The organism is Alistipes finegoldii DSM 17242, assembly GCF_000265365.1.
GTDB lineage: Bacteria > Bacteroidota > Bacteroidia > Bacteroidales > Rikenellaceae > Alistipes > Alistipes finegoldii.
Genome location: NC_018011.1, coordinates 1,597,391 through 1,621,925 on the forward strand (window position 1 = coordinate 1,597,391; position 24,535 = coordinate 1,621,925).

General features: G+C 62.4%; 19 protein-coding genes. 14 read left to right on the plus strand and 5 right to left on the minus strand.

Going from position 1 to position 24,535, the window contains the following annotated elements:
* Positions 1-9: 9 nt before the first annotated feature.
* On the minus strand, positions 10-579 hold the full coding sequence (locus tag ALFI_RS07080; RefSeq protein WP_009599152.1) for a 50S ribosomal protein L25/general stress protein Ctc: 570 nt from the start codon (positions 577-579) through the stop codon (positions 10-12).
* Between the two features lie 206 nt (positions 580-785).
* Here ALFI_RS07080 and ALFI_RS07090 point away from each other — a divergent pair, with 206 nt between their 5' ends.
* The 8 genes from ALFI_RS07090 to leuB all read left to right on the plus strand — a co-directional run bounded on the left by ALFI_RS07090 (position 786) and on the right by leuB (position 9,799).
* Entirely contained in the window at positions 786-1,346 is a 561-nt protein-coding gene (locus ALFI_RS07090; protein ID WP_014775317.1) for an RNA polymerase sigma factor, read from the plus strand.
* Positions 1,343-1,666 (plus strand): hypothetical protein, encoded by a 324-nt coding sequence (locus tag ALFI_RS07095; protein WP_014775318.1) that lies wholly within the window; start codon positions 1,343-1,345, stop codon positions 1,664-1,666. The genes ALFI_RS07090 and ALFI_RS07095 overlap by 4 nt, the downstream gene beginning before the upstream one ends.
* Positions 1,667-1,679: 13 nt before the next feature.
* On the plus strand, positions 1,680-3,347 hold the full coding sequence (locus ALFI_RS07100) for a GIN domain-containing protein (RefSeq protein ID WP_014775319.1): 1,668 nt from the start codon (positions 1,680-1,682) through the stop codon (positions 3,345-3,347).
* 344 nt (positions 3,348-3,691) lie between these two features.
* The gene (locus ALFI_RS07105; protein WP_014775320.1) at positions 3,692-5,212 is read left to right on the plus strand and encodes a 2-isopropylmalate synthase; all 1,521 of its coding nucleotides are present in this window, start codon (positions 3,692-3,694) and stop codon (positions 5,210-5,212) included.
* A gap of 1 nt (position 5,213) precedes the next feature.
* Positions 5,214-6,590 carry a 3-isopropylmalate dehydratase large subunit gene (gene leuC / locus ALFI_RS07110; RefSeq protein WP_014775321.1) on the plus strand — a complete coding sequence of 459 codons (1,377 nt, stop codon included), beginning with the start codon at positions 5,214-5,216 and terminating at the stop codon, positions 6,588-6,590.
* A gap of 12 nt (positions 6,591-6,602) precedes the next feature.
* Positions 6,603-7,196: a 3-isopropylmalate dehydratase small subunit gene (leuD, locus tag ALFI_RS07115; protein ID WP_014775322.1), complete on the plus strand. Its 594-nt coding sequence runs from the start codon at positions 6,603-6,605 to the stop codon at positions 7,194-7,196.
* 10 nt (positions 7,197-7,206) lie between these two features.
* Positions 7,207-8,748, plus strand: a complete 1,542-nt coding sequence (locus ALFI_RS07120; RefSeq protein WP_009599096.1) for an alpha-isopropylmalate synthase regulatory domain-containing protein — start codon at positions 7,207-7,209, stop codon at positions 8,746-8,748.
* A complete protein-coding gene (gene leuB / locus ALFI_RS07125; protein WP_009599112.1) occupies positions 8,738-9,799 on the plus strand; it encodes a 3-isopropylmalate dehydrogenase in 1,062 nt (353 codons plus the stop codon). Before ALFI_RS07120 ends, leuB begins: the two co-directional genes overlap by 11 nt.
* 369 nt (positions 9,800-10,168) lie before the next feature.
* Here the strand turns inward: leuB and thrC are convergent, their stop codons facing one another.
* Both thrC and ALFI_RS07135 read right to left on the minus strand, forming a co-directional pair.
* Positions 10,169-11,458: a threonine synthase gene (gene thrC, locus ALFI_RS07130; RefSeq protein ID WP_014775323.1), complete on the minus strand. Its 1,290-nt coding sequence runs from the start codon at positions 11,456-11,458 to the stop codon at positions 10,169-10,171.
* A gap of 15 nt (positions 11,459-11,473) precedes the next feature.
* Positions 11,474-12,400 (minus strand): homoserine kinase, encoded by a 927-nt coding sequence (locus ALFI_RS07135; RefSeq protein ID WP_014775324.1) that lies wholly within the window; start codon positions 12,398-12,400, stop codon positions 11,474-11,476.
* 794 nt (positions 12,401-13,194) lie between these two features.
* Here ALFI_RS07135 and ilvD point away from each other — a divergent pair.
* From ilvD to asnB, 5 genes are all read left to right on the plus strand, one after another.
* Entirely contained in the window at positions 13,195-15,015 is a 1,821-nt protein-coding gene (gene ilvD / locus ALFI_RS07140; protein ID WP_014775325.1) for a dihydroxy-acid dehydratase, read from the plus strand.
* Between the two features lie 17 nt (positions 15,016-15,032).
* A complete protein-coding gene (gene ilvB, locus ALFI_RS07145; protein ID WP_014775326.1) occupies positions 15,033-16,760 on the plus strand; it encodes a biosynthetic-type acetolactate synthase large subunit in 1,728 nt (575 codons plus the stop codon).
* Positions 16,761-16,773: 13 nt separating this feature from the next.
* Positions 16,774-17,316: an acetolactate synthase small subunit gene (ilvN, locus tag ALFI_RS07150; protein WP_014775327.1), complete on the plus strand. Its 543-nt coding sequence runs from the start codon at positions 16,774-16,776 to the stop codon at positions 17,314-17,316.
* Between the two features lie 12 nt (positions 17,317-17,328).
* The gene (gene ilvC / locus ALFI_RS07155; protein ID WP_014775328.1) at positions 17,329-18,375 is read left to right on the plus strand and encodes a ketol-acid reductoisomerase; all 1,047 of its coding nucleotides are present in this window, start codon (positions 17,329-17,331) and stop codon (positions 18,373-18,375) included.
* Between the two features lie 150 nt (positions 18,376-18,525).
* Positions 18,526-20,199 (plus strand): asparagine synthase B, encoded by a 1,674-nt coding sequence (gene asnB, locus ALFI_RS07160; protein ID WP_014775329.1) that lies wholly within the window; start codon positions 18,526-18,528, stop codon positions 20,197-20,199.
* 181 nt (positions 20,200-20,380) lie between these two features.
* Here asnB and galE read toward each other — a convergent pair whose 3' ends face one another.
* Positions 20,381-21,409, minus strand: a complete 1,029-nt coding sequence (gene galE / locus ALFI_RS07165) for a UDP-glucose 4-epimerase GalE (protein WP_014775330.1) — start codon at positions 21,407-21,409, stop codon at positions 20,381-20,383.
* Positions 21,410-21,652: 243 nt separating this feature from the next.
* Positions 21,653-23,302, minus strand: a complete 1,650-nt coding sequence (locus tag ALFI_RS07170) for an alkaline phosphatase (RefSeq protein ID WP_244265023.1) — start codon at positions 23,300-23,302, stop codon at positions 21,653-21,655.
* Positions 23,303-23,519: 217 nt separating this feature from the next.
* Between ALFI_RS07170 and ALFI_RS07175 the strand changes: the two genes are divergently transcribed.
* The gene (locus tag ALFI_RS07175) at positions 23,520-24,488 is read left to right on the plus strand and encodes an IS110 family RNA-guided transposase (protein ID WP_014774638.1); all 969 of its coding nucleotides are present in this window, start codon (positions 23,520-23,522) and stop codon (positions 24,486-24,488) included.
* Positions 24,489-24,535 lie beyond the last annotated feature (47 nt).

Consider the following 24,535-nt stretch of genomic DNA (forward strand, 5'->3'; position numbering starts at 1 on the left):
CGCTACCGACTAATCCTGAGCCGCAGCGCCGCGCGAAGCACGGGTTACGCGAACGGCGCAGACAGCGGTGGTTGCGGGAGTAACGAATTTCAGGTTCTCGAACTTGAGGTCGCCCACGAAGATCGTCTTGCCGACGCCCAGCGTGGTCACGTCTACGACCAGTTCGTCGGGCAGGTTCTCGACCAGCGCGCTGACGACCAGCTTGCGGGCCGACAGAGCCAGCTTACCGCCGACCTTCACACCCTCGGCGTTACCCGTCAGGCGTACCGGAATCGCGATCGAAACGGGCTTGCCGTCGGCGATACGGTAGAAGTCGAGGTGCAGGATCTGCTCGCGGACGGGGTGGAACTGAGCCTCACGCAGCACGGCCTGCTCCTTCTTGCCGTCGAAATCGAACTCGACGATGTAGGAGTTGGGGGTGTAGATCAGGGGTTTGATCTCGCGGGGGTCCACCGAGAAGGCGACCGACTCGCCGTGGCCCGACAGTACGCAGGGAACCATGCCCTCGCGGCGTACGGCCTTGGCTGCTTTCTTGCCGTACTCTTCACGCTTTACGGCCTTTACAGAAATGGTTTTCATTGCAATTTGTTTTTAATGTGTTACCTTGGGCGGTTCTCAGCGAGACCTCGCGGGCCGCGCCCCAATTCCGCCTGTTTCGGAGCGCAAAGATAAGCCAAATTATCAAGAATCAAAAACCGGACGCGGAAAATTCGCCCTCGGAGCAGAAAAATTTCGGATTCGGATTTAACTTTCGCACCTTTGATGCGTCTTATTGACAAACCCTCATGGAGACGACCCGCGACATATCGGCAGAAGAGCTTGCGGCGCTGCGCGACCCCGGCGTCCGGCACGGGGCCTTCGACCGGCTGGTCGGGGCGTACCTCCGTCCACTTTACTGGCATGCGCGGCGGCTGGTGGTGGTCCACGAAGACGCCGAGGACGTGGTGCAGGAGACCTTCGTCCGGGCATACGACAGGATCGGCACCTTCCGGGGCGGGAGCGACGAGATGGGGGCATGGCTCTACCGCATCGCCACGAACACGGCCCTGACGCTGCTCCGACGGCGCAAAACGGGACTGTTCGCCTCGCTCGACGAAGTGAGCCGGACACTGGCGGGCCGCGTGGCGGAAGAGTGCGGCGAGGACGCCGACCAAATGCAGGTGCGTTTCCAGCAGGCCGTGCTGGAACTGCCGCTCAAGCAGCGTCTGGTCTTCAACCTCCGCTATTACGACGGGATGTCCTACGGACAGATAGCCCGCGTGCTGGGACAGCGCGAACAGACGCTCAAGGTCAATTACCACTATGCAGTACAGAAACTGAAAGAAAAACTAACGCAGGAAATATGAACCGTGAATTTGAAAACAGCGGCCGGGAAATGCCTTACCGCATCCCGCCGCAGAGTCTCGAAGCGCTGCACGAGCGCATCCTCAGCCGGACCTCCCGCCGCCCGGCATCACCTCCCCGGACCGTCCGCAGATACTGCCTGACGGCCGCCGCGGCGGCTGCCGTGCTCGTCATGGGCCTGCTCGTTACCGAATACCGCACCCGCAGGGCCGACACACCGGCCCCGGACCTCGAACAGATGCTCGCCACGACCCCGGCCGAGACGCTGCGTCAGGCCGCCGCGGAGAATTACGACGACATCCTTTACAACCAGCAACTCTAAAAACATTTCAGCTATGAAACATATCCTGCTTTTCCTCTGCACCCTGCTGTTCGCCCTGACGGGAAACACCGCACCGGCCTGCAACGAATCGGAACAACTGCTGGCCGAGGCCCGCACAGCGACGAACGCCGCGGGGAGCGTCTCCTCCGGCGAACTGGAACGCGCCATGGCCGAAGCCCGGCGGACCATGGAGGCGACCGGCCGGGAGATCGAACGCGCCGTGGCCGAAGCGCGCCGTGCGACGGAGCTCTCCGACCGTGAAATCGCGCGCGCCGCGGCCGAAGCCCGGCAGGCCATCGATGCGGCGGAACGCATCGACTTGGCCAACCAGTCGCTCGAAGAGCTGAACAAGGCGGCCCGCGAACAGATCGTCCGCGAGCTGGGGCTGAGCACCCGCCAGCGCAGGGAGTTCGAGCCGATCTACAAGGCCTACCGCGAAGCGCTCGACAAAGCCGTCGACGCCCGTGCCGGCGCTTCCGGCGCCGACGAAGCCACGCAGAAAAACAGCCTGAAGGCCAAACTCTCGAACATCGCCGCCACGGCGCAGGTCAAGCGCGACTATGTGGACAAATTCGCCGCCGTGCTCACCGCCGAGCAGATCCGCCGGCTCTACAACACCGAAGGCGAGATCGGCACCAACATCAAGCGGGCCGCCTTCGACCGGAGCAGCCGCACCCGCAGCGGACGGCTCAAAGGCAGCGGACGCATGGTGACGCAGGACTGGGGCAAGGCGGGCGACTACACGGGCATCTCGGCCGCGGCGTTCTTCGACATCACCGTCAGCCCCGCGGCCAAAACCATCAGCGTGACGGCCGACGACAACGTCATCGACTATCTGGTGCTGGAGCGCGACGGCGGGAAGCTGAAATTCCGCGTCAACGCCAACAGCACGGAAAACATCTCGGTCTCGGTCACCGTTCCCGCATCGGCCTCGCTGCGCGAAATATCGGCAGGCTCCTACGGCAAGGTGAACTGCAAAATGCCGCTGAAAGGTCCGTCGGTTTCGGTCTCCGTATCGAGCTACGGATCGGTGAGCGCCGACATCGACACGCCCGGCGCCGCGAAACTCGACGTGTCGAGCTACGGCAAATTCGCAGGCTCGGTGCGCTGCAGCGACGGCGAGCTGCGGATTTCGAGCTACGGATCGGCGCAGGCTCCCGTGGAGTGCCGCAACAGCTGCAAACTGACAGTGGGCAGTTACGCCAAATTCTCGAACGACATCAAAGCCTCCGACCTCACGGTCGAGGTCAGCAGCGGCGCCAGCGTCGGCAGTACGCTGACCGCCGACGCGCTGACGATGCGCATCGACAGCTACGCCAAATTCTCCGGCACGGTGACGGTAAACGCCCGGCAGGCGAAGCTGACCGTCAGCAGCGGCGGCTCGTTCAACGGGACATTCAGCGGCAGTTCGCTCGAAGCGAGCGTCGGAAGCTACGGCAAAATCTACCTGAAAGGCGCGGCGCAGGTCGCCGACGCCACGGTCCGGGTCTCGTCGGGCGCGAATTTCTCGGCCCCCGAACTGCGGGTCTCGGATTACGACCTGACGGTGTCGAACTACGCCAAAGCCGACGTCTGGTGTTCGGGCCGTCTGAAAATCAACGCTTCGACAGCCGCCAAAGTGACGTACGGCGGTCCCTGCACGGTCGAAACCGTCTCCGACAACATCCAGCGCAGAAAGTAAATGCCAACAACCATAAGCGTATTTACGGAAACGGGCCGCTCTTCGGGGAGCGGCCCGTCGTTTTTCCCCGCTTCCGGCTCGAATCCGGCCTTCGGAAGAGATTTCCCGCAACAAATCGGCGGCCGTGCGACAAATTCCGAAAGGTTATAATCCGTAAGCGCTCCCGGCCCAAAGCCGCCGGACTTTCGCCGGATGCTCTCCCCCGGCGCCGAATCTGTAATGAAAACCCCGCCCGAACGCACTCCGGCGCGGGCGGCGCGGCAAACGAAACTTGCGCAGAATGAAGGGATTCGGAAATATTTTTAATATATTTGTTGCCAAGGTTAGTTAGATCAAGTCCTATTATGTGCGAAAAACTTTTTATTTTCGACACCACGCTCCGCGACGGCGAGCAGGTGCCGGGCTGTCAGTTGAACACCACCGAGAAGATCGAAGTCGCCAAGCTCCTCGAAAGTCTCGGCGTGGACATCATCGAAGCGGGATTCCCGATTTCCAGCCCCGGAGACTTCAACTCCGTACTTGAAATTTCGAAGGCCATTTCGGCCCCGACGATCTGCGCGCTCACCCGCGCCGTGAAAAAAGACATCGACGTCGCCGCCGACGCCCTGCGACTGGCCAAGCACAAGCGCATACACACCGGAATCGGCGTATCGCCCCAGCATATCTACGACAAACTGCGCTCGACACCCGAAAAGATCATCGAATCGGCCGTCGAGGCGGTGAAATACGCCAAGCGCTACGTCGAGGACGTCGAGTTCTACGCCGAAGACGCCGGGCGCGCCGATCCGGAATACCTCGCCCGCGTGATCGAAGCGGTCATCGCGGCCGGCGCCACGGTGGTCAACATTCCCGACACCACGGGCTACTGCCTGCCCGGCGAGTACGGCGCGAAGATCAAATACCTCGTCGATCACGTCTCCAACATCGACCGGGCGATCATCTCGACCCACTGCCACAACGATCTGGGCATGGCCACGGCCAACACCCTGAGCGGCATCCTCAACGGCGCGCGGCAGGCCGAGGTGACGATCAACGGCATCGGCGAACGCGCGGGCAACACCTCGCTCGAAGAGGTGGTGATGACCCTGCGCTGCCACAAGGAGCTGAACGTCGATACGAACATCGACGCACAGCTCATCACCAAGGCTTCGCACCTCGTGTCGAGCCTGATGAACATGCCCGTACAGCCCAACAAGGCGATCGTCGGCCGCAACGCCTTCGCCCACTCGTCGGGCATCCATCAGGACGGCGTGCTGAAAGACCGCCAGACCTACGAGATCATCGACCCGCAGGACGTCGGGCTCAACCAGTCGGTCATCGCCCTGACGGCCCGCAGCGGCCGCGCGGCGCTCGTGCACCGGCTCGAACTGCTCGGCTACAACCTCACGCAGGAAGAGCTGGACGACACCTACGCCAAGTTCCTCGAACTGGCCGACAGGAAGAAGGAGATCCACGATTACGACCTGCTGTATCTGGTGGGCGACATCGACCGCATGAAACAACAGTCCCTGTCTCTCAAATTCCTGCAGGTGACCACCGGAACGCTCGTTCCGACGGCGACCGTGGTGCTGAAGTTCGGCGACCACGAGCGCATGGCCATCGCCACGGGCAACGGTCCGGTGGATGCGGCCGTTTCGGCCATCAAGACCCTCATCAACGAGAAGGTCGTGCTCACGGAGTTCCTCATGCAGGCCATCACCAAGGGGTCGAACGACGTGGGCCGCGTACACGTGCAGGTGCAGTGCGGCAGCCGCACGGTCCACGGATTCGCCGCACATACCGACACCACACGGGCGTCGATCGAAGCGTTCCTCGACGCGCTGCGCATACTGAACGTAACCGAACGCAAGGAAAAGGAGGCGTAAGATGGGAAAGACTCTTCTGGACAAAATATGGGATGCGCACACCGTGCGCACCGAAGACGGGGGACGCTGCGTGCTCTACATCGACCGGCAGTACATCCACGAGGTGACGTCGCCCGTGGCTTTCGCCGGACTCGAACGGCGCGGCATCGGCGTGGCGCGTCCGGCGCAGATCACGGCGACGGCCGACCACAACATCCCCACCGTCGACCAGCACCTGCCGATCGCCGAGCCGGAATCGCGGCGGCAGGTCGAAGCGCTGGCGGCCAACTGCGCCCGGTTCGGCATCGAGCATTTCGGCGTGGGCGACCCCCGGCAGGGCATCGTGCACATCATCGGTCCCGAACTGGGCTTCACCCAGCCGGGCATGACCATCGTCTGCGGCGACAGCCACACCTCGACGCACGGGGCGCTGGGCGCCGTGGCGTTCGGCGTGGGGACGTCGGAGGTCGAAATGGTCTTCGCCAGCCAGTGCATCATCCAGTCCAAGCCGCGGAGCATGCGCATCACCGTGGACGGGACGCTTCGGCCGGGCGTCGAAGCCAAGGACATCATCCTCTACATCATCTCCCGGCTGACCGCTTCGGGCGGCACGGGCTATTTCATCGAATTCGCCGGCGAAGCGATCCGCTCCCTCTCGATGGAGGGGCGCATGACCGTCTGCAACATGAGCATCGAATGCGGGGCGCGGGGCGGCATGATCGCCCCCGACCAGACCACGTTCGACTACCTCCGTGGCCGCGAACGCGCGCCGCAGGGCGCCGCTTTCGACCGGGCCGCGGCCCGCTGGCGCGAACTTTACAGCGACGCCGACGCGGTTTTCGACAAGGAATACCGCTTCGACGCCGCCGACATCGCCCCGATGATCACCTACGGCACCAACCCCGGCATGGGGATGGCCGTCGATGCGGCGATTCCCGCCGACGCCGACGACAAGGCGTTGAAATACATGGGATTCGAATCCGGCGAAACACTGCAGGGCAAACCCGTCGATTACGTCTTCGTCGGCAGCTGCACCAACGGCCGCATCGAGGACCTGCGCCTTTTCGCACGGCTGGTCGAAGGCCGCCGCAAGGCCGACAACATAACGGCGTGGATCGTCCCCGGCTCGAAAGGCGTCGAAGCCGCCGCAAGGGCCGAGGGGCTGGACCGGATTCTGGCCGACGCGGGATTCGAACTCCGCCAGCCGGGCTGTTCGGCCTGTCTGGCGATGAACGCCGACAAGATTCCGGCGGGCAAATACTGCGTTTCGACCTCGAACCGCAATTTCGAAGGGCGTCAGGGTCCGGGCGCACGGACGATGCTTTCGGGCATCGCGGCGGCCGCCGCCGCTGCCGTCTGCGGGCGCATCGAAGACCCGCGCAAGGTGTTTGAAATGTAAAAGTCAAGAAAAATGTCCATACCCAAATTCGAAACTTTCACGTCGGGGGCGATGCCCGTCCGCACGGAAAACATAGATACCGACCAGATCATCCCGGCGCGCTTTCTCAAAGCCACCGAGCGCAAAGGCTTCGGCGACAACCTCTTCCGCGACTGGCGTTACGACGCCGAGGGTCGGAAGGTCGCTTCGTTCCCGCTCAACGACAGCCGCTACGGGGGCCGCATACTGGTCGCAGGCCGCAACTTCGGGTGCGGCAGTTCGCGCGAACACGCCGCATGGGCCATCGCCGACTACGGCTTCCGCGTCGTGGTGTCGAGTTTCTTCGCCGACATCTTCCGCAACAACGCCCTCAACAACGGTCTGCTGCCGATCACGGTGAGCGACGACTTCCTCGCAGCGATCTTCGCCGCCATAGACGACGATCCCGCGGCCCGTTTCACGGTCGATCTGGAGGGGCAGACGCTGACCGCCGAAGCCACGGGCCGCAGCGAGCGGTTCGAGATCGACGCCTACAAGAAACGCTGCCTGCAGAACGGCTACGACGACGTGGATTACCTGTGCAGCATCTCCGACCAGATCCGACGGTTCGAAGAGGCCCGAAAATAGCCCCGCGACGATGCTTCCCCCGGTCGAAATAATGGATACCACGCTGCGCGACGGCGAGCAGACGTCGGGCGTTTCGTTCAACGCCCGCGAAAAGCTCTCCATCGCCCGGCTGCTGCTGGAGGAACTGCGCGTCAGCCGCATCGAGATCGCTTCGGCGCGGGTCTCGCAGGGCGAGCAGGAGGCCGTGCGGCGCATCGCCGAGTGGGCCGCCTCCAAAGGCTATTCGGACCGCATCGAGGCGCTGGGATTCATCGACGGCGGCATATCCCTCGACTGGCTCGGCGACGCCGGATGCCGCGTTGTGAACCTGCTGACCAAAGGGTCGCTCAAGCACTGCCGCGAGCAGCTCCGCCGCACGCCCGAAGAGCACCTCGGCGACATCCGCGCTACGATCGACAAGGCCGTCGCGCGGGGCATGCGGGTAAACATCTATCTGGAAGACTGGTCCAACGGCATGCAGCATTCGCCGGAGTACGTCTACGCCATGCTCGACGCACTGGCCGACGCCCCCGTGCAGCGTTTCATGTGCCCCGACACGCTGGGCGTGCTCGATCCCTACGCCACCGAACGGTTCTGCGGCGATCTGGTGCGGCGCTATCCCCGCCTGCGCTTCGACTTCCACGCCCACAACGACTACGATCTGGCCGTCGCCAATACCGCCGCGGCCGTGAAAGCCGGATTCCACGGGGTCCACGTCACGGTAAACGGGCTGGGCGAGCGGGCCGGGAACGCACCGCTGTCGAGTACGGTCGCCGTCCTGCACGACCGCCTGCACCGCGCCACCGGCATCGACGAGACGAAGATCAACCACGTCAGCCGCATGGTCGAGACCTACACCGGCATCCGCATTCCCGCCAACCGCCCGATCGTCGGCGAAAGCGTCTTCACGCAGTGCGCCGGCATCCACGCCGACGGCGACAACAAGAACAACCTCTACTTCAACGAACTGCTTCCCGAACGGTTCGGCCGCGTCCGCGAATACGCCCTCGGCAAGACTTCGGGCAAGGCCAACATCATGAAGAACCTCGAAACGCTGGGCATCGACCTCGACGAAGCCTCGATGCGCAAGGTGACCGAACGGGTCGTGGAGCTGAGCGACAAGAAGGAGCTGGTGACCGCCGAGGACCTGCCCTACATCATTGCCGACGTACTGCGTTACGATCTGGCCGAAAATCCGGTCCGCATCCTCAACTACAGCCTTTCGCTGGCGCAGGGGCTGCATCCCGCGGCTTCGCTCAAGATCGAGATCAACGGACGGGAGTACGAGCAGACCTCGGCCGGCGACGGCCAGTACGACGCCTTCATGCGGGCGCTGCGGCAAATCTACGAGCACCAGCTCCGGCGCGAGTTCCCGATGCTGCGCAACTACACCGTCTCGATCCCGCCCGGCGGCCGCACCGACGCCTTCGTGCAGACCATCATCACGTGGGAAATGGGCGGCAAGGTATTCAAAACGCGCGGTCTGGATGCCGACCAGACCGAAGCCGCTATCAAGGCGACGATCAAAATGCTGAACATAATCGAAACAAACTATAACGACCATGAATGTTAACATAGCCCTTTTAGCCGGCGACGGCATCGGTCCTGAGATCATCGCGCAAGCCGTCAAGGCGCTGGACCACGTCGCCCGGAAGTATGCGCACAACTTCACCTACCGCGAAGCGCTGGTGGGCGCCTGCGCCATCGACGCCACGGGGGATCCCTACCCGGAGGAGACGCACAAAATCTGCCGCGAAGCCGACGCCGTGCTGTTCGGCGCCATCGGCGACCCCAAATACGACAACGACCCCAAAGCGCCGGTACGCCCCGAACAGGGGCTGCTGCGCATGCGCAAGTCGCTGGGACTGTTCGCCAACCTGCGCCCCATCGCGCTCTTCGACACGCTGGCCGACCGCTCGCCGCTCAAGGCCGAGGTGGTGCGGGGCACCGACTTCGTCTGCGTCCGCGAACTGACGGGCGGCATCTATTTCGGACGGCCGCAGGGCCGCGACGAAGGGGGCGACCGGGCCGTGGACACCTGCACCTACTCGCGGCAGGAGATCGAGCGCGTGCTGCACGTGGCGTTCCGGCTGGCCATGAGCCGCCGCCGTCACCTGACGGTAGTCGACAAGGCCAACGTCCTCGAAACCTCGCGCTTCTGGCGCGAGATCGCCCAGCAGCTCGCACCCCAATACCCCGAAGTGGAGCTGGACTTCATGTTCGTGGACAACGCCGCGATGCAGATCATCCGCCAGCCGACCCATTTCGACGTGATCGTCACCGAAAACATGTTCGGCGACATCCTCACCGACGAAGCCAGCGTCATCAGCGGGTCGCTGGGCATGCTTCCGTCGGCCAGCGTGGGGTCCGAAGTCGCGCTTTTCGAGCCGATCCACGGCTCCTATCCGCAGGCCGCAGGCAAAAACATCGCCAACCCGATGGCTGCGATCCTCTCGGCCGCCATGCTGCTCGAACATCTGGGGCTGACCGCCGAAGGGAGCGCCGTCCGCGACGCCGTAAACCGGGCGCTCACCGAAGGGATCGTCACCGAAGACCTCGCCGCACAGGGCGAACGGCGCTATTCGACCTCCGAGGTCGGGGATTTCATCGCTGCGCATATTTAGCCGGGAACCCCGCACGCAAAAGGAGAGTCACGCACACAAAAAGGGAATTCCGCACGCAACCCGGAAATCCCGCACAAAAAAAGGGCTGCAACCGCCGCGTTGCAACCCTTTTTCAATTCCATTCTTCCCGCCGTTTCGGGGCCGGGAGTCGGCTCGGCTCCAAACCGGCCCGGCCGTAACCGGACATCGCCAGTCCCTGCCGCGCAGTTCCGGAACACGGTCTCGCTGCAGCGGACAGTTCCGGAAAGGGACGGATTCCGCCATCGCGCCGCCCGCTATCCGCCTGCCGTAGAACCGTCACCGGCAAATCACCGGCATGTCATTCGCCCGTCATCGGCACCGAAACACCAGCGGGGACCGCCGCGAATCTCACACTCCGGCGACGTACTCCTCCAGCGCCCCAAGATCCACCGCCATCGGCTCCGAAACCCGCGGACGCTTCACCAGCTCCGCAAGGCGCGGAGGCAACGGCACCTTCGCCCCGGTCACGGGCGAAATGACCTCGCCGAACTTGGCCGGATGGGCCGTCGAAAGGTAAAACCCCGGCCTGCCGCAGGCCACGGAAGCCGCATAGCCCACGGCGCTGTGCGGATCGGACAGATAACCGTAATTCCGGTACAGCCCGTCGATCGTACGGCGGATCATGGCGTCGTCGCACCGGAACCCCAGCAATTCGCCGCGCAGGGCGTCCGCATCGCCGCCGCACAGCCACATCATCCGCTCGAAGTTGCTCGGCGCTCCGACGTCCATCGCATTGGCCAGCGTCCGCACCGACGGCCGCGGACGGTAATCGCCCGTCCGCAGGAATTCAGGCACCACGTCGTTGGCGTTCGACGCCGCGACGAATCCGCCGAGGGGCAGCCCCATGCGGCGCGCCAGCATGCCGGCCGAGAGGTTGCCGTAGTTGCCGCTCGGCACCACGACCACCGGACTTTCGCCGCCCGCCGCCTGCCGCCACCGGAAATACCCGTAGAAGTAATAGAACGCCTGCGGAATCCACCGCAGCAGGTTGATCGAATTGGCCGACGATACGCGGTGTGCGGCCCTGAAAGAGCTGTCGGCGAACAGCTCCTTGACCAGCCGCTGGCAGTCGTCGAAGGTTCCGCCCACGCGCAGCGGATGGATATTGCCTCCGAGCGCGGTCATCTGACACTCCTGCAGGCGGCTGATCTTCCCTTCGGGATAGAGCAGCACCACCTCGACGCCCGGCACGTTGTAGAAACCGTGCGCCACGGCGCTGCCCGTATCGCCCGACGTCGCCGTCAGGATCACCAGCTTTTCATCCGCGCCGCCCAGCAGGCCGACCATGCGGCCCATGAATCCGGCGCCGAAGTCCTTGAACGCGAACGTCGGGCCGTGGAACAGCTCCAGCGTATAGCGGCTGCCGACCGGACGCAGGGGAACCTGAAAATCGTAGATGCGGCCGATCTCGCGCTGCAAAATCCCGGCGTCGATATCCTCGCCGAAGAACAGTGCGGCCAGATACCCCGCCAATGCGGCATAGGATTCCCCGGCCAGCCGCTCCGCGACCGCCATATCAGCCTGCGGAATACGTTCGGGGACGAACAGTCCCCCGTCGGGCGCCAGCCCCGCCTCGACGGCTTCGCGCAGAGAACAGGGCCGTGCATGTGCTTTGTCTCTCGTGCTGTAGTATTTCATGGTTTTCGTCTTTTCTTAGTCTTCGATTCGCGCCCCGCAGTTCGACACGCGGCCCGCATAGATGTTGCAGCCGATTCCCAGCCCGGCGAAGTGGCTCTTCATCCGCTCGGCGACCCGTTCCGACACCGACCCTTCGGCGGCCAGCGCAAAGACCGAAGGTCCCGATCCGGCGATGTTCATGGCCAGAGCACCTTCGGAGAGCACCCCCTCCTTCAAACGGTCGTAACCGGGAATGAACCCCTTGCGGTAAGGCTCCGCGACGACGTCGTGCATCGAGCGGCCGATCAGCGCCACGTCGCCCAGCGCCAGTCCGGCGACAAGTCCGCCGACGTTGCCCCACTGCGTGACGGCATGCGCCATCGGAATCTCGCGGGGCAGCACCTCACGCGCCTCTTTGGTGCCGACCACAATGTCGGGATGCGCCACGGCGTAGAAAAAGTCGTCGGGCACCGGCAGGCGGATGATGTCCAGCGGCCCGTATCCGCGGATCAGCACCACGCCGCCCAGCAAGGCCGGCCCGACGTTGTCGGCATGGGGCGTGCCGCCGATCAGCGCTTCGCCCATCATGGCGAACTCCACCAGCCGTTCCGCCGCAAAGGGGCGGCCCAGCAGTTCGTTCAGCCCGTAGACGGCGGCGGCCGACGAGGCGGCGCTCGATCCGATGCCGCTTCCGGGAGCTATCTTTTCGAGAATCGTAACCTCGACCCGCACGGGCTTCCCGTACGCTTCGAGCATGGCTGCGACGGCCGGGGTTATGACGTTGTCTTCGGGATTTTCGGGGAGTCTCTTCCCGCTCTCGTTGCGGATCGCAAGCCCGCTCGCACCCGCTTCGGCGGCGACCTCGATCCGGTCGCCCACGCCGTCGAGCGCCAGGCCCATGATGTCGAAACCGCAGCCCAGATTCGCCACCGTTCCGGGGGCGAAAACCTTGATATGTTTCATGGTAAATGTTCTTTGAGTTAAACTGCCTTTGACTGAAAATCCGGGTTTCCGCCCCGGCAGCCTCGGCCGGGTGTGCATACGGAGATGCTTCTGACGGAAAAAACAAACTAAACCCCCCCAGGGGTTGTAGTAGCGGCAGTCGTGAAGATAACGGAGAGGGCGGCATACGTCGTCGGAGCGCAGGCGTTCCCGCACTCTCCGAACATCGTATGATTCCGTTTCATATCCATCAGGGACAAATATAAGACAAAAAAATTTAACATCCAAATCAGGTAACGATTTGTAAGATGCTTTCCAAATAATCCGCAAGGGTTTTACAGCGAAATGAATAGCACAAAAAGGCCGCATACACCTATAATAATATAAAAACCGTAATATATTACAAAGACACAGGACCACAAATCCCGCACAAATCGGCCTAAAACAGGTTTTAAGGCCAAAAACCGCGGTTTCAAATTGTAAGCAAATGAGGAATACGACCTGAAAACAGCAACCACAGAGAACGATCTGCTTCCGGAATATCACATTATTAAATTTCTTTAGGAATTTATTTGTACGTCTGATTTTATATACTTATCTTTGAAACGGAACAAACACAGAAATCCGGCCATGACCGCTCTGAATCATTCGAACAATAACGTCATTAATCTGCTGCTCGTCGTCACTACAGGATAACGGGAGAAAGGTGATGCGTATATTCGAAAGATTATAAAAAAGCCTTTCTCCGACGGAGAAAGGCTTTTTTGACATCCGGCCCCGCCGCCGGAAGCGGACATGCCGAAAAACGAGAGAAGATGAAACACACACTCAGAAGCGCCGTCACGACGACGGGCCGCCGCATGGCCGGCGCCAGAAGCCTCTGGCGCGCCAACGGCATGCGCGAAGAACAGTTCGGGCGGCCGGTCGTCGGCATCGCCAATTCGTTCACCCAGCTGGTGCCGGGACACGTCCACCTGCACGAAATCGGGCAGTATGTCAAGCAGCGCATCGAAGCCTGCGGATGTTTCGCCGCGGAATTCAACACCATCGCCGTAGACGACGGCATCGCCATGGGCCACGACGGCATGCTCTACTCGCTGCCCTCGCGCGAGATCATCGCCGACAGCGTCGAATACATGGCCAACGCCCACAAGGTCGATGCGCTGGTCTGCATCTCGAACTGCGACAAAATCACCCCCGGAATGCTGATGGCCGCCATGCGGCTCAACATCCCGACGGTCTTCGTGTCGGGAGGGCCGATGGAGGCGGGCAAATTCGACGGGAGGGACATCGACCTGATCGACGCGATGGTCATGGCGGCCGACGAAGCCTGCAGCGACGAGCAGATCGCGCGCGTCGAACGCTGCGCCTGCCCCGGCTGCGGCTCGTGTTCGGGCATGTTCACGGCCAATTCGATGAACTGCCTGACCGAAGCGCTGGGACTCTCGCTGCCGGGCAACGGCACGATCGTCGCCACGCACGCCAACCGACGCCGGCTGTTCGAAGACGCCGCGGCGCTGATCGTCCGCAACGCCGAACGCTACTATTTTCTGGGCGACGAATCGGTGCTCCCGCGTTCGGTCGCGACCAAAGCCTCCTTCGAGAACGCCATGTCGCTCGACATCGCCATGGGCGGCTCGACCAACACGGTGCTCCACCTGCTGGCCGTGGCCCGCGAAGCCGGCGTGGATTTCACGATGCAGGACATCGACCGCCTTTCGCGTCGGGTTCCGGTGCTCTGCAAGGTGGCTCCCAACTCGCAGTATCACATACAGGACGTCAACCGCGCAGGCGGCATCCTCTCCATTCTGGGCGAACTGGCGCGCGCCGGCCTGCTCGACACCTCGGTCCCGCGCATCGACGGGCGGACGCTCCGCGAAGCGATCGACGCCTGCGACCTGCGCAGCGAGACGCTGACCGACGCGGCCCTGCGCCGCTGGCTGAGCGCCCCTGCGGGGCTTTACAGCCGCGAACTGGGGGCGCAGCACTCCTATTACGACGCCCCCGACGCAAACCGCACGACGGGCTGTATCCGCGACGTCGAACACGCCTACTCCCGCGACGGGGGACTGGCCGTGCTGACGGGCAACATCGCCCGCAACGGCTGCATCGTCAAGACGGCGGGCGTCGATGAGTCGCTGCACGTTTTCCGCGGCCGCGCACGGGTCTACGAATCGCAGGAACAGGCTATCGAGGGCATTCTCGGCGACGAAGTGCAGGCGGGCGAGGCGGTCGTCATCCGCTACGAAGGCCCCAAGGGAGGTCCCGGCATGCAGGAGATGCTCTACCCCACGTCGTACCTCAAATCCAAGCACCTCGACAAAGCCTGCGCGCTGATTACCGACGGCCGCTTTTCGGGCGGCACGTCGGGGCTGTCGATCGGCCACGTCTCGCCCGAAGCCGCGTCCGGGGGCGAAATCGCCGTCGTCCGGACGGGCGATGAAATCGAGATCGACATCCCGCAGCGCTCGATACGCCTGCTGGCAGACGACGCCGAAATCGCCGCGCGGATGGCCGCTCAGGAGTATTTTCGCCCCGCCGCACGCGACCGCAAAGTCCCCGCGTCGCTGCGCGCCTACGCCAAGCTGGTCAGCTCGGCCGACAAGGGCGCCGTACGCATCGTCGATGAAGAATAAGTAAAACAGCAGCAATCATGGATACGACGCAAACAAACATGTCCGAACCGCAGCCCGGTCCCTCCGTCACGGGAGCGCAGGCCCTGATCGAATCGTTCCTGCGCGAGGGCGTCGATACGATTTTCGGCTACCCCGGCGGGGCGATCATCCCCGTCTACGACGCACTCTACGACTACCGCGACCGCCTGCGCCACATCCTCGTGCGGCACGAACAGGGCGCCGTACACGCCGCGCAGGGCTACGCCCGCGTCAGCGGCCGCGTGGGGGTCTGTCTGGTCACCTCCGGCCCCGGCGCCACCAATACCGTGACGGGACTCGCCGACGCGCTGATGGACTCCACGCCGCTGGTGCTCGTAACCGGACAGGTCGGTTCGTCGCTGCTGGGCACCGACGCCTTTCAGGAGACCAATTTCGTGGGCATCACGCAGGCCGTCACCAAATGGAACTGTCAGGTCAAGCGCACCGAAGAGATTCCGGGCGCCATCGCCAAGGCGTTCTACATCGCCCGTTCGGGCCGCCCCGGCCCCGTGGTCGTGGACATCACCAAGGACGCCCAGTGCGGAACGGCCCCGTTCAGCTACGAGAAAGTGGCTTCGATCCGCAGCTATGTCCCCGCATCGGTTCCCTCCGAAGAGCGCATCGCCGAAGCGGCAAGGCTGATCGACGCCACACAGCGGCCGCTGGTCATGGTCGGGCAGGGCGTGATCCTGAGCGGCGGCGAAGCGGAGCTGCGCGCCTTCCTCGACAAGAGCGGCATGCCCGCCGCATCGACCCTGCTGGGGCTTTCGGCCCTGCCGACCGACTCGCCGCAGTACGTCGGCATGCTGGGCATGCACGGCAACTACGGTCCCAACATCAAAAACCGGGACTGCGACCTGCTCCTCGCCGTGGGCATGCGCTTCGACGACCGCGTGACGGGCAATCCGGGCTGTTTCGGGGCGAACGCCAAGATCATCCACCTCGAAATCGATCCCGCCGAGATCGGCAAGATCGTCCCGGCCGACGTTGCGCTGGTCGGCGACGTGAAACAGACCCTTCCGCTGCTCACCGGGCGCATACAAGCCCGCAGCCACCGGGCATGGATCGACGAATTCCGCGCCTGCGACAAGATCGAATACGAGAAGGTGATCCGCCGGGCGGTCCATCCCGCCGAAGGCCGTATCCGCATGGGCGAAGCGGTCGCCGCCGTGGCCCGCGCCTACGACAACGACGCGGTGCTGGTGACCGACGTGGGTCAGCAGCAGATGTTCGCGGCCCGTTATTTCGGGTTCCGCCGCAGCCGGAGCATGGTGACTTCGGGCGGGCTGGGAACGATGGGTTTCGGGCTTCCCGCGGCCATCGGGGCCAAGCTGGGCGCCCCCGACCGCGAAGTGTGCCTTTTCGTGGGCGACGGCGGTCTGCAGATGACCATTCAGGAGCTGGGCACGATCTTCCAGTCGCAGGTGGCCGTGAAGATCGTCCTGCTGAACAACTCGTTTCTGGGCATGGTCCGCCAGTGGCAGGAGCTTTTCTACGACCGCCGCTATTCGTTCACCGAGCTGAAAAACCCCGATTTCGGGCTGATCGCCCGCGGCAACGGCATCGCCTACCGCTGCGTCGAGCGGCGCGGGGAGCTTTCCGACGCCATCGCCGAGATGCAGGCCTGCCGGGGCGCATACCTGCTCGAAGTGCGCGTCGAGGGCGAAGACAACGTATTTCCCATGGTGCCGGCCGGCGCGCCCGTCGCAGCGATCCGGCTGGAGTAAAACCCGAACGAGAATGGAAGAACAAGAGTATATCATCACCGTATTTTCGGAAAACAAGGTGGGTCTGCTGAACCAGATCACCACGGTTTTCACCAGCCGCGACGTCAATATCGAGAGCCTCACGACCTCCGAGTCGGCGCTGGCGGGCATCCATAAGTTCACGATCGTCGTCCGCACCGGACCGGACCGGGTCGAAAAGCTGGTGCGGCAGATCGAAAAGAAGATCGACGTGCTGAAGACTTTCGTCTACACCTCCGACGAAGTGGTGCAGCAGGAGATCGCCCTCTACAAGGTGACGCGCAGCCGCAGCGTCGAGCGCCTCGTGCGCCAGCACAACGTCCGTATCCTCGAAATCGACGACGACTACATCGTGGTCGAGAAGACGGGCCACAAGGCCGAGACCAAGGAGCTGTTCTGCCTGCTGCAGCCCTACGGCGTGCAGCAGTTCGTGCGCAGCGGCATCGTAGCCATCATCAAATCGCGGCGCGAACTGCTCAACGAGTACCTCGAAGAGCTGGAACGCAGCCGACGGCAGACGAATTCAAATCACTTTTAAATCATACTAATTATGGCAAAGATCAATTTCGGCGGAGTCGAAGAAAATGTTGTTACGCGCGAGGAGTTCCCCTTGGAGAAGGCCCGCGAAGTCCTGAAAAACGAAACCATCGCCGTCATCGGCTACGGCGTGCAGGGTCCGGGGCAGTCGCTCAACCTCAGGGACAACGGCCTGAACGTCATCGTCGGCCAGCGCGAGGGCAGCAAGAGCTGGGAGAAGGCCGTCGCCGACGGCTGGGAGCCGGGCAAGACGCTCTTCGGCATCGAAGAGGCCGCCGAGCGCGCGACGATCATCCAGTACCTGCTGTCCGACGCGGGTCAGATCGCCGTATGGCCCACCATCGAAAAACACCTCACGCCGGGCAAGGCGCTCTACTTCTCGCACGGCTTCGGCATCACCTACAAGGAACGCACGGGTATCGTGCCCCCGGCCGACGTGGACGTGATCCTGATCGCCCCCAAAGGTTCGGGCACCTCGCTGCGGCGCATGTTCCTGCAGGGCCGGGGACTCAATTCGAGCTATGCGGTCTTCCAAGACGCCACGGGCCGCGCCTTCGAGCGCGTGGTGGCGCTGGGCATCGGCGTAGGTTCGGGCTACCTGTTCGAAACCGACTTCAAACGCGAGGTCTACTCCGACCTGACGGGCGAGCGCGGCACGCTGATGGGCGCCATTCAGGGCATTTTCGCCGCCCAGTACGAGACGCTTCGCGCCAACGGCCACACCCCCTCGGAAGCCTTCAACGAGACGGTCGAGGAGCTGACGCAGTCGCTCATGCCGCTGGTCGCCGAGAACGGCATGGACTGGATGTACGCCAACTGCTCGACCACGGCCCAGCGCGGCGCGCTGGATTGGTGGAAACGTTTCCGCGACGCCACGAAACCCGTCTTCGAGGAGCTTTACCGCGAAGTCGCCGCCGGCAACGAGGCCCAGCGTTCGATCGACCTCAACAGCAAGCCCGACTACCGCGAGAAGCTCGACGAAGAGCTGCGCCAGATGCGTGAGAGCGAGATGTGGCAGACCGGCGCCGTGGTGCGCAAGCTGCGCCCCGAAAACAACTGACGCAATGCGGGCGACGCCGGGGAGGTGCGGCACAAAGTACGTCCCCGGCATCGGCCCGCCCGCCGGCGGCGCACGCCCGGCTTATCCTATTGACAAACCCCGGAACCGCCTATTCCAAGGGAGGGTTCCATGACAACAAACGAACAGAAAATGTGTGGATTCGTAGGACTGTTTGACATCCGGCAGAAATCGGATGCGCTGCGCACGCAGGTGCTGAAAATGTCGAAAAATATCCGCCACCGGGGACCCGACTGGTCGGGCGTCTACTGCGGCGAACGGGCGATTCTCTCCCACGAGCGGCTTTCGATCGTCGATCCCCAGTCGGGCGGACAGCCCCTTTTCAGCCGCGACGGGAAACTGGTGCTGGCTGTCAACGGCGAGATATACAACCATCGGGAAATCCGCGACGAGCTGGCCGGGGAGTACGATTTCCGGACAGGCTCGGACTGCGAGGTGATCCTGCCACTTTACCAAAAAATGGGCGTCGGACTGCTCGAAAAGATCAGCGGCATCTTCGCTTTCGCGCTGTACGACATCGAAAACGACGAATACCTGATCGCCCGCGATCCGATCGGCGTCATCCCGCTCTACATCGGCTGGGACCGCGACGGGCAGTTCTACGTGGCCTCGGAGCTGAAAGCCCTCGAAGGGGTCTGCACCACGATCCAGCCCTTCCTGCCGGGCCACTACTGGTCGAGCAAAGAGGGAAAAATGGTCCGCTGGTACGACCGCGACTGGTTCGAATACGACGCCGTGAAAGAGACCGGCGCCGACATTCCGGCCCTGCGCGCCGCCCTCGAAGCGGCCGTCAAGCGGCAGCTGATGTCCGACGTGCCCTACGGCGTGCTGCTGTCGGGAGGTCTCGACTCGTCGATCATCTCGGCCGTGGCGCGGAAATTCGCCGACCGGCGCGTCGAATCGCACGACCGCGACCGGGCGTGGTGGCCCCGGCTCCACTCCTTCGCCATCGGACTCGAAGGCTCCCCCGACCTCGCGGCGGCCCGCAAGGTGGCCGACCGGATCGGCACTGTGCACCACGAAATCCACTATACTATTCAGGAGGGTCTGGACGCCTTGCGCGACGTGATCTACTTCATCGAGACGTACGACGTGACCACCGTGCGGGCGTCTACGCCGATGTACCTGCTGGCGCGCGTCATCAAATCCATGGGCATCAAGATGGTGCTTTCGGGCGAGGGCGCCGACGAAGTCTTCGGCGGCTATCTCTATTTCCACAAGGCCCCGAACGCCCGCGCATTCCACGAGGAGACCGTGCGCAAGGTCGGCAAGCTCCACCTCTACGACTGCCTGCGGGCCAACAAATCGCTCTCCGCATGGGGCGTCGAGGGACGCGTGCCGTTCCTCGACAAGGAGTTTCTGGACGTGGCCATGCGCATCGATCCCGAAGCGAAAATGGCTAAGGACGGGCGTATCGAGAAGTGGATTCTGCGCAAGGCTTTCGAGGATCTGCTTCCCGAAGAGATCGTCTGGCGGCAGAAGGAGCAGTTCTCCGACGGCGTGGGCTACGGCTGGATCGACACCCTGAAACGAATCACCTCCGAAGCGGTCTCCGACCGCGAAATGGAACACGCCGCCGAGCGGTTCCCGATCAATCCGCCCCGCAACAAGGAGGAGTACTATTACCGCACGATCTTCGAAGAGCACTTCCCGTCGCAGACCGCGGCCCAGTGCGTTCCTTCGGTGCCCTCCGTGGCGTGCAGCACCGCCGAGGCGCTGGCTTGGGACGCGGCGTTCCGCGACAGGAACGACCCGTCGGGCCGCGCCGTGCTGGGCGTCCACAACACCGACCTGACGCACGGTTAGCACCGCATACGCTTAAAACACTTCACCGACCGAACCTTCCGAAAACTTCAGCATGTTTTAAGCAGAGGGAGGCCCCGGAATCCGGGGCCTCCCTAAATTTATCCGAAAGCACGCTTGCGAAGCACTCCCGGCAGCTTTCGCCGCCGAAACGCAGCGCCGCGGTCCGGCATGCCGGAGGCGGTTATTCGATGCCGCGGATATGCTTCTCCCATTTCCACGCCGCAGCCAGCGTCTGGTCGAGCGAACGTTCGGCCTTCCAACCCAGTTCGTCGTTGGCATACGACGGATCGGCCCAGATCGCCACGATGTCGCCCGCACGGCGGCCCACGATCTTGTAGTTGAGTTTCAGGTTGTTCACCTCTTCGAACTTACGCACCAGTTCGAGCACCGAAACGCCGCGTCCCGTGCCGATGTTGAAGATTTCGTACTTCTCCCTGTTCTTGCCCTCGATCATGCGCGCGATCGCCGTCACATGGGCTTTGGCGAGGTCCACCACGTCGATATAGTCGCGGATGTTCGAGCCGTCGGGCGTCGGATAGTCGTCGCCGAAGACCGAAAGGCATTCGCGGAGTCCGGCGGCCGTCTGCGTGATGTAGGGGACCAGATTCTGCGGCACGCCGCGCGGCAGTTCGCCGATCAGGGCCGAAGGATGCGCGCCGATGGGGTTGAAATAGCGCAGGGCGATGCCCTTCATGCCCTCGTAGGCCGCCAGCGAATCGCGCAGGATGTCCTCGCACATCTGCTTGGTGTTGCCGTAGGGCGAGGTCGCAGGCTTGCGGGGCGTCTGCTCCGTCACGGGCAGCTTGTCGGCCTCGCCGTAAACCGTACACGACGACGAGAAGACGATGTTGTGACGTCCGAACTCACGCATGAGGTCGATGACGTTCATAAACGAAACGAGGTTGTTGCGGTAGTATTCCAGCGGCTTGCCGACCGACTCGCCCACGGCCTTCGACGCCGCGAAATGAATCACCGAGTCGAAGTCGTACTTTTCGAACACTTTGCGAAAAGCGTCGCGGTCGCAGCAGTCCGCCTTTTCGAACGGCACTTCGACGCCCGTGATCCTGCGGACTCCCTCGACGGCGTCCATGTCGCTGTTCGAGAGATTATCGACGATCACCACGTCGTAACCGGCGCCTATCAGTTCCACGGCGGTATGCGAACCGATATAACCGGCGCCGCCGCTGACTAAAACACACGATTTTTTCATAAGTTGAGGTTTTTATTTGAGTCACAAATATAACAAGAAAAAGCGGTTATCCCTCAAAACCGCCCGAAATCCTGAACCTCCGGCGCGAAAAAACCCGCTCCGGGACTTCTCGCCGAAGTCCGGAGCGGGCCGTATAAATCCGGAAGGGGTCCCGAAAGCCGCCGGAAAAATTTGCCGGACGCCGCCCAAATGTGTGCCGGACACCGCCCCAATGCGCGCCGACCGCCGGAAAAATTTGCCGGGTCAGAATTTTTCGCCCAGCTCGCGCGGCAGGTAGAACGTGTCGTTGCGGTCGATATAGACCACTGCCGAGCGCAGTTTCAGGGGCTTGCCGTCGAGGTAGGCGACCGAACCGTAGGCCGGTACGCGTAGCGTACGGCGCCCCTTGCGAACCGTCAGGCAGGGCATCTGCCCTTCGGCCGCCGAAATCGAGCACTTCGCGCCGCGGAACACCTCGGTATGCGGTGCGAACAGTTCGCCGGTCAATTCAGCCAACGGACGCTCCAAACCGAGCAGGTCGGCCATGTAGGCATGAATCTCCGTATTGGTATTGCGCCCCACGGGCAGGTCGCCCTCCGGGTGGTAAGCCGCCAGAAAGACGTCTTCGGCGGTATGGCTGCCGCTGAGGAACCCGAAATGGGTGCGGGAGGTCACGATGCGGGCAATGCTCGATACCATGTTCACGCTGTTGGCGACCTTCATGTAGTCGGCCTCGGTATAGTTGCGCGAACTCCGGAGCAGGGCCACTTCATCGTCCGTAAGCTCGATGCCCGTGTATTCGCGGAACAGGGGCCGGATCTGTTCCGGCCGCGCCTTGAGCAGTATTTTTTCGAGTCCCGAAGCCGTGCGGCGCACCTTCGAGATATTCATATAGGCCGAATCGAGTCCCTTGGAGGCGTAATCCTTATAGGCCCCGTCGCCGAAACTCAGCCCCGAAGTGCCGTGGTCGGGCATGATGACAACGGCCGTCCGCCCGTCGCGGCGGGCGAAATCGAGCGCCACGCCCACGGCCTTGTCGAAGGCCAGCATCTCGGTAATCACCCCCACGGGGTCCTTGGCATGCGCCGCCATATCGACGCGGCTGCCCTCAACCATCAGGAAAAAGCCGTTTTCATGCCTGTCCAGCACCTCCAGCGCCTTGGCCGTCATCTCGGCCAGCGACGGCTGTTCGGCATCGTTCCGGTCGAGGTCGTAACTCATGTTCCCCTGCGCGAAGAGCGACCACACGGGGCCTTTGCCGTCGTAGGCGCGGAACGCCGCGGCATCCTGCTCGATAAGCGTCGCGCCGCTGCCGCGCAAATACGCCCGCATGGCGTCCGAGACCTGCTTCCGGCCGCCGCCGAACATCACGTCCAAGTCGTTGCCCGCCATCTGCGCCGCCAGCGCGGAATAGGCGTGGCGGGAGTAGTGGTGCGAAGCGCAGGCGGCGGGCGTCGCATGGCAGAAATCGACCGTCACGACGAGTCCCGCAGCCTTTCCCCGGTCGTGCTTGGCCGCTTCGAGCAGCGTCGCCAGCGGCTGACAGGCCCGTCCGGATTCGACCTCGACGATATCCTGCGCGGGATTGGCCGCCGGATAGACCGAAACGTTGCCCGCCTGCTGGGGCATGCCCGTCATGTAGGCCGACATGGCCGGGGCCGAGCAGGGAATCGGCGAATCGGACGAGAAGCTCCCGACCAGCCCGCAAAGGCAGGAATCGAGGTTGAGCGTCCGCTGCGAAGGGTCGTTGTAGAATTTATACCAGCGCGCCGCGGCGAGGACGCTCGTGGAGGTCCCGTCGGGAATCATCACGATGACGTTGCGCACCGGGGCGACGGGTTTGCGGTAGAAGGGCTGCGCCCCGGCCGCCGGCGCGGCGAAGAGCAGAAGCAGCAGAATTGCACTTTTTTTCATCATTGTATATTTGTAATTAGTTAATTAAATTTGAATAGTTAAGACATCAGAGTATGGAATAAGTCCGATCTCTCATTGGTTTTCTAAACCGGGAATTATGTTCTGACCCCATACTCTTTACATCAGAATCCGGATAGTTCGTAAGGTGTCTGAGCCCGTATTCGCAATGAAGGACCAAGATGTAAGCGATGTCGTTAAAACCAAAAAATGAACGGCCATGAGGTACATTGGAATCGACGTGAGCAAGGCTACATTCGTGGTAGCTTACTCCTCCGACAAAGGCGGGGAGATCCGTACTTTTAACAACACGACCGCTGGTATCAGACAGTTTATCGGGACTCTCCCCAAAGACGGCAGTATCCACTGTGTTATGGAGGCGACAGGGAATTACAGCGCCTTGCTGCTGTATATGCTCAATGTCGCCGGAATTACTGTCAGCATGGAGAATCCGCTGAAGGTAAAGAACTTCGCCAAAGCCTTGCTCTCTACGGTCAAGACCGATAAGAGCGATGCACGACTCATTACCTTGTACGGAGAGAAGATGAACCCGCGTCCTTTCAAGGTACAGGGAGAGGCCATCCTGCGGCTCCGACAGAAAAGAACCGTCATTCGCCAACTTACTAAGCAGATTACCGCCATGTCGAACCTTCGTGGCTCTCTTGCATGTCTGCCTGTCCCGGACAAAGGTGCAACTCATACCGTAGACGAAACTATCAAGTTCCTTGAAAAGAAGCGTGACAGGCTCCAGGCGGAACTCACGGATCTTGTCGAAGTGGAGTTCAGCCGACAACTCGCGCTGCTGACGACCATCAAAGGGATAGGCATAACGCTTGCCACGGCGCTCATCATCACTACTGGAGGCTTTACCTACTTCCAAAATGCCAAGCAGGTGTCCCGGTATCTCGGAATTTGTCCCACTTACGAACAGTCCGGAACTTCGGTAAACATCAAAGGGCATATCAACCGAAACGGAGACGCATACACTAGAGGACTTCTCTATATCGCCGCTTGGCCTGCCAGTAGGTTCAATGCCCAATGCAAAGAGACCTATACGAGGCTCAGGCAAAACGGAAAATCGGGAAAACTCGCTATGATCGCTGTCGCAAACAAGCTCATCAGGCAGGCTTTTGCTGTTGTCGCGCACGATAAAGAGTATATCGACGGATTCGTCTCCAACAGACCTTAGTAGGAACCATTCTCCGATATTATTACTCTTTTTCCGCATTTTTTAAT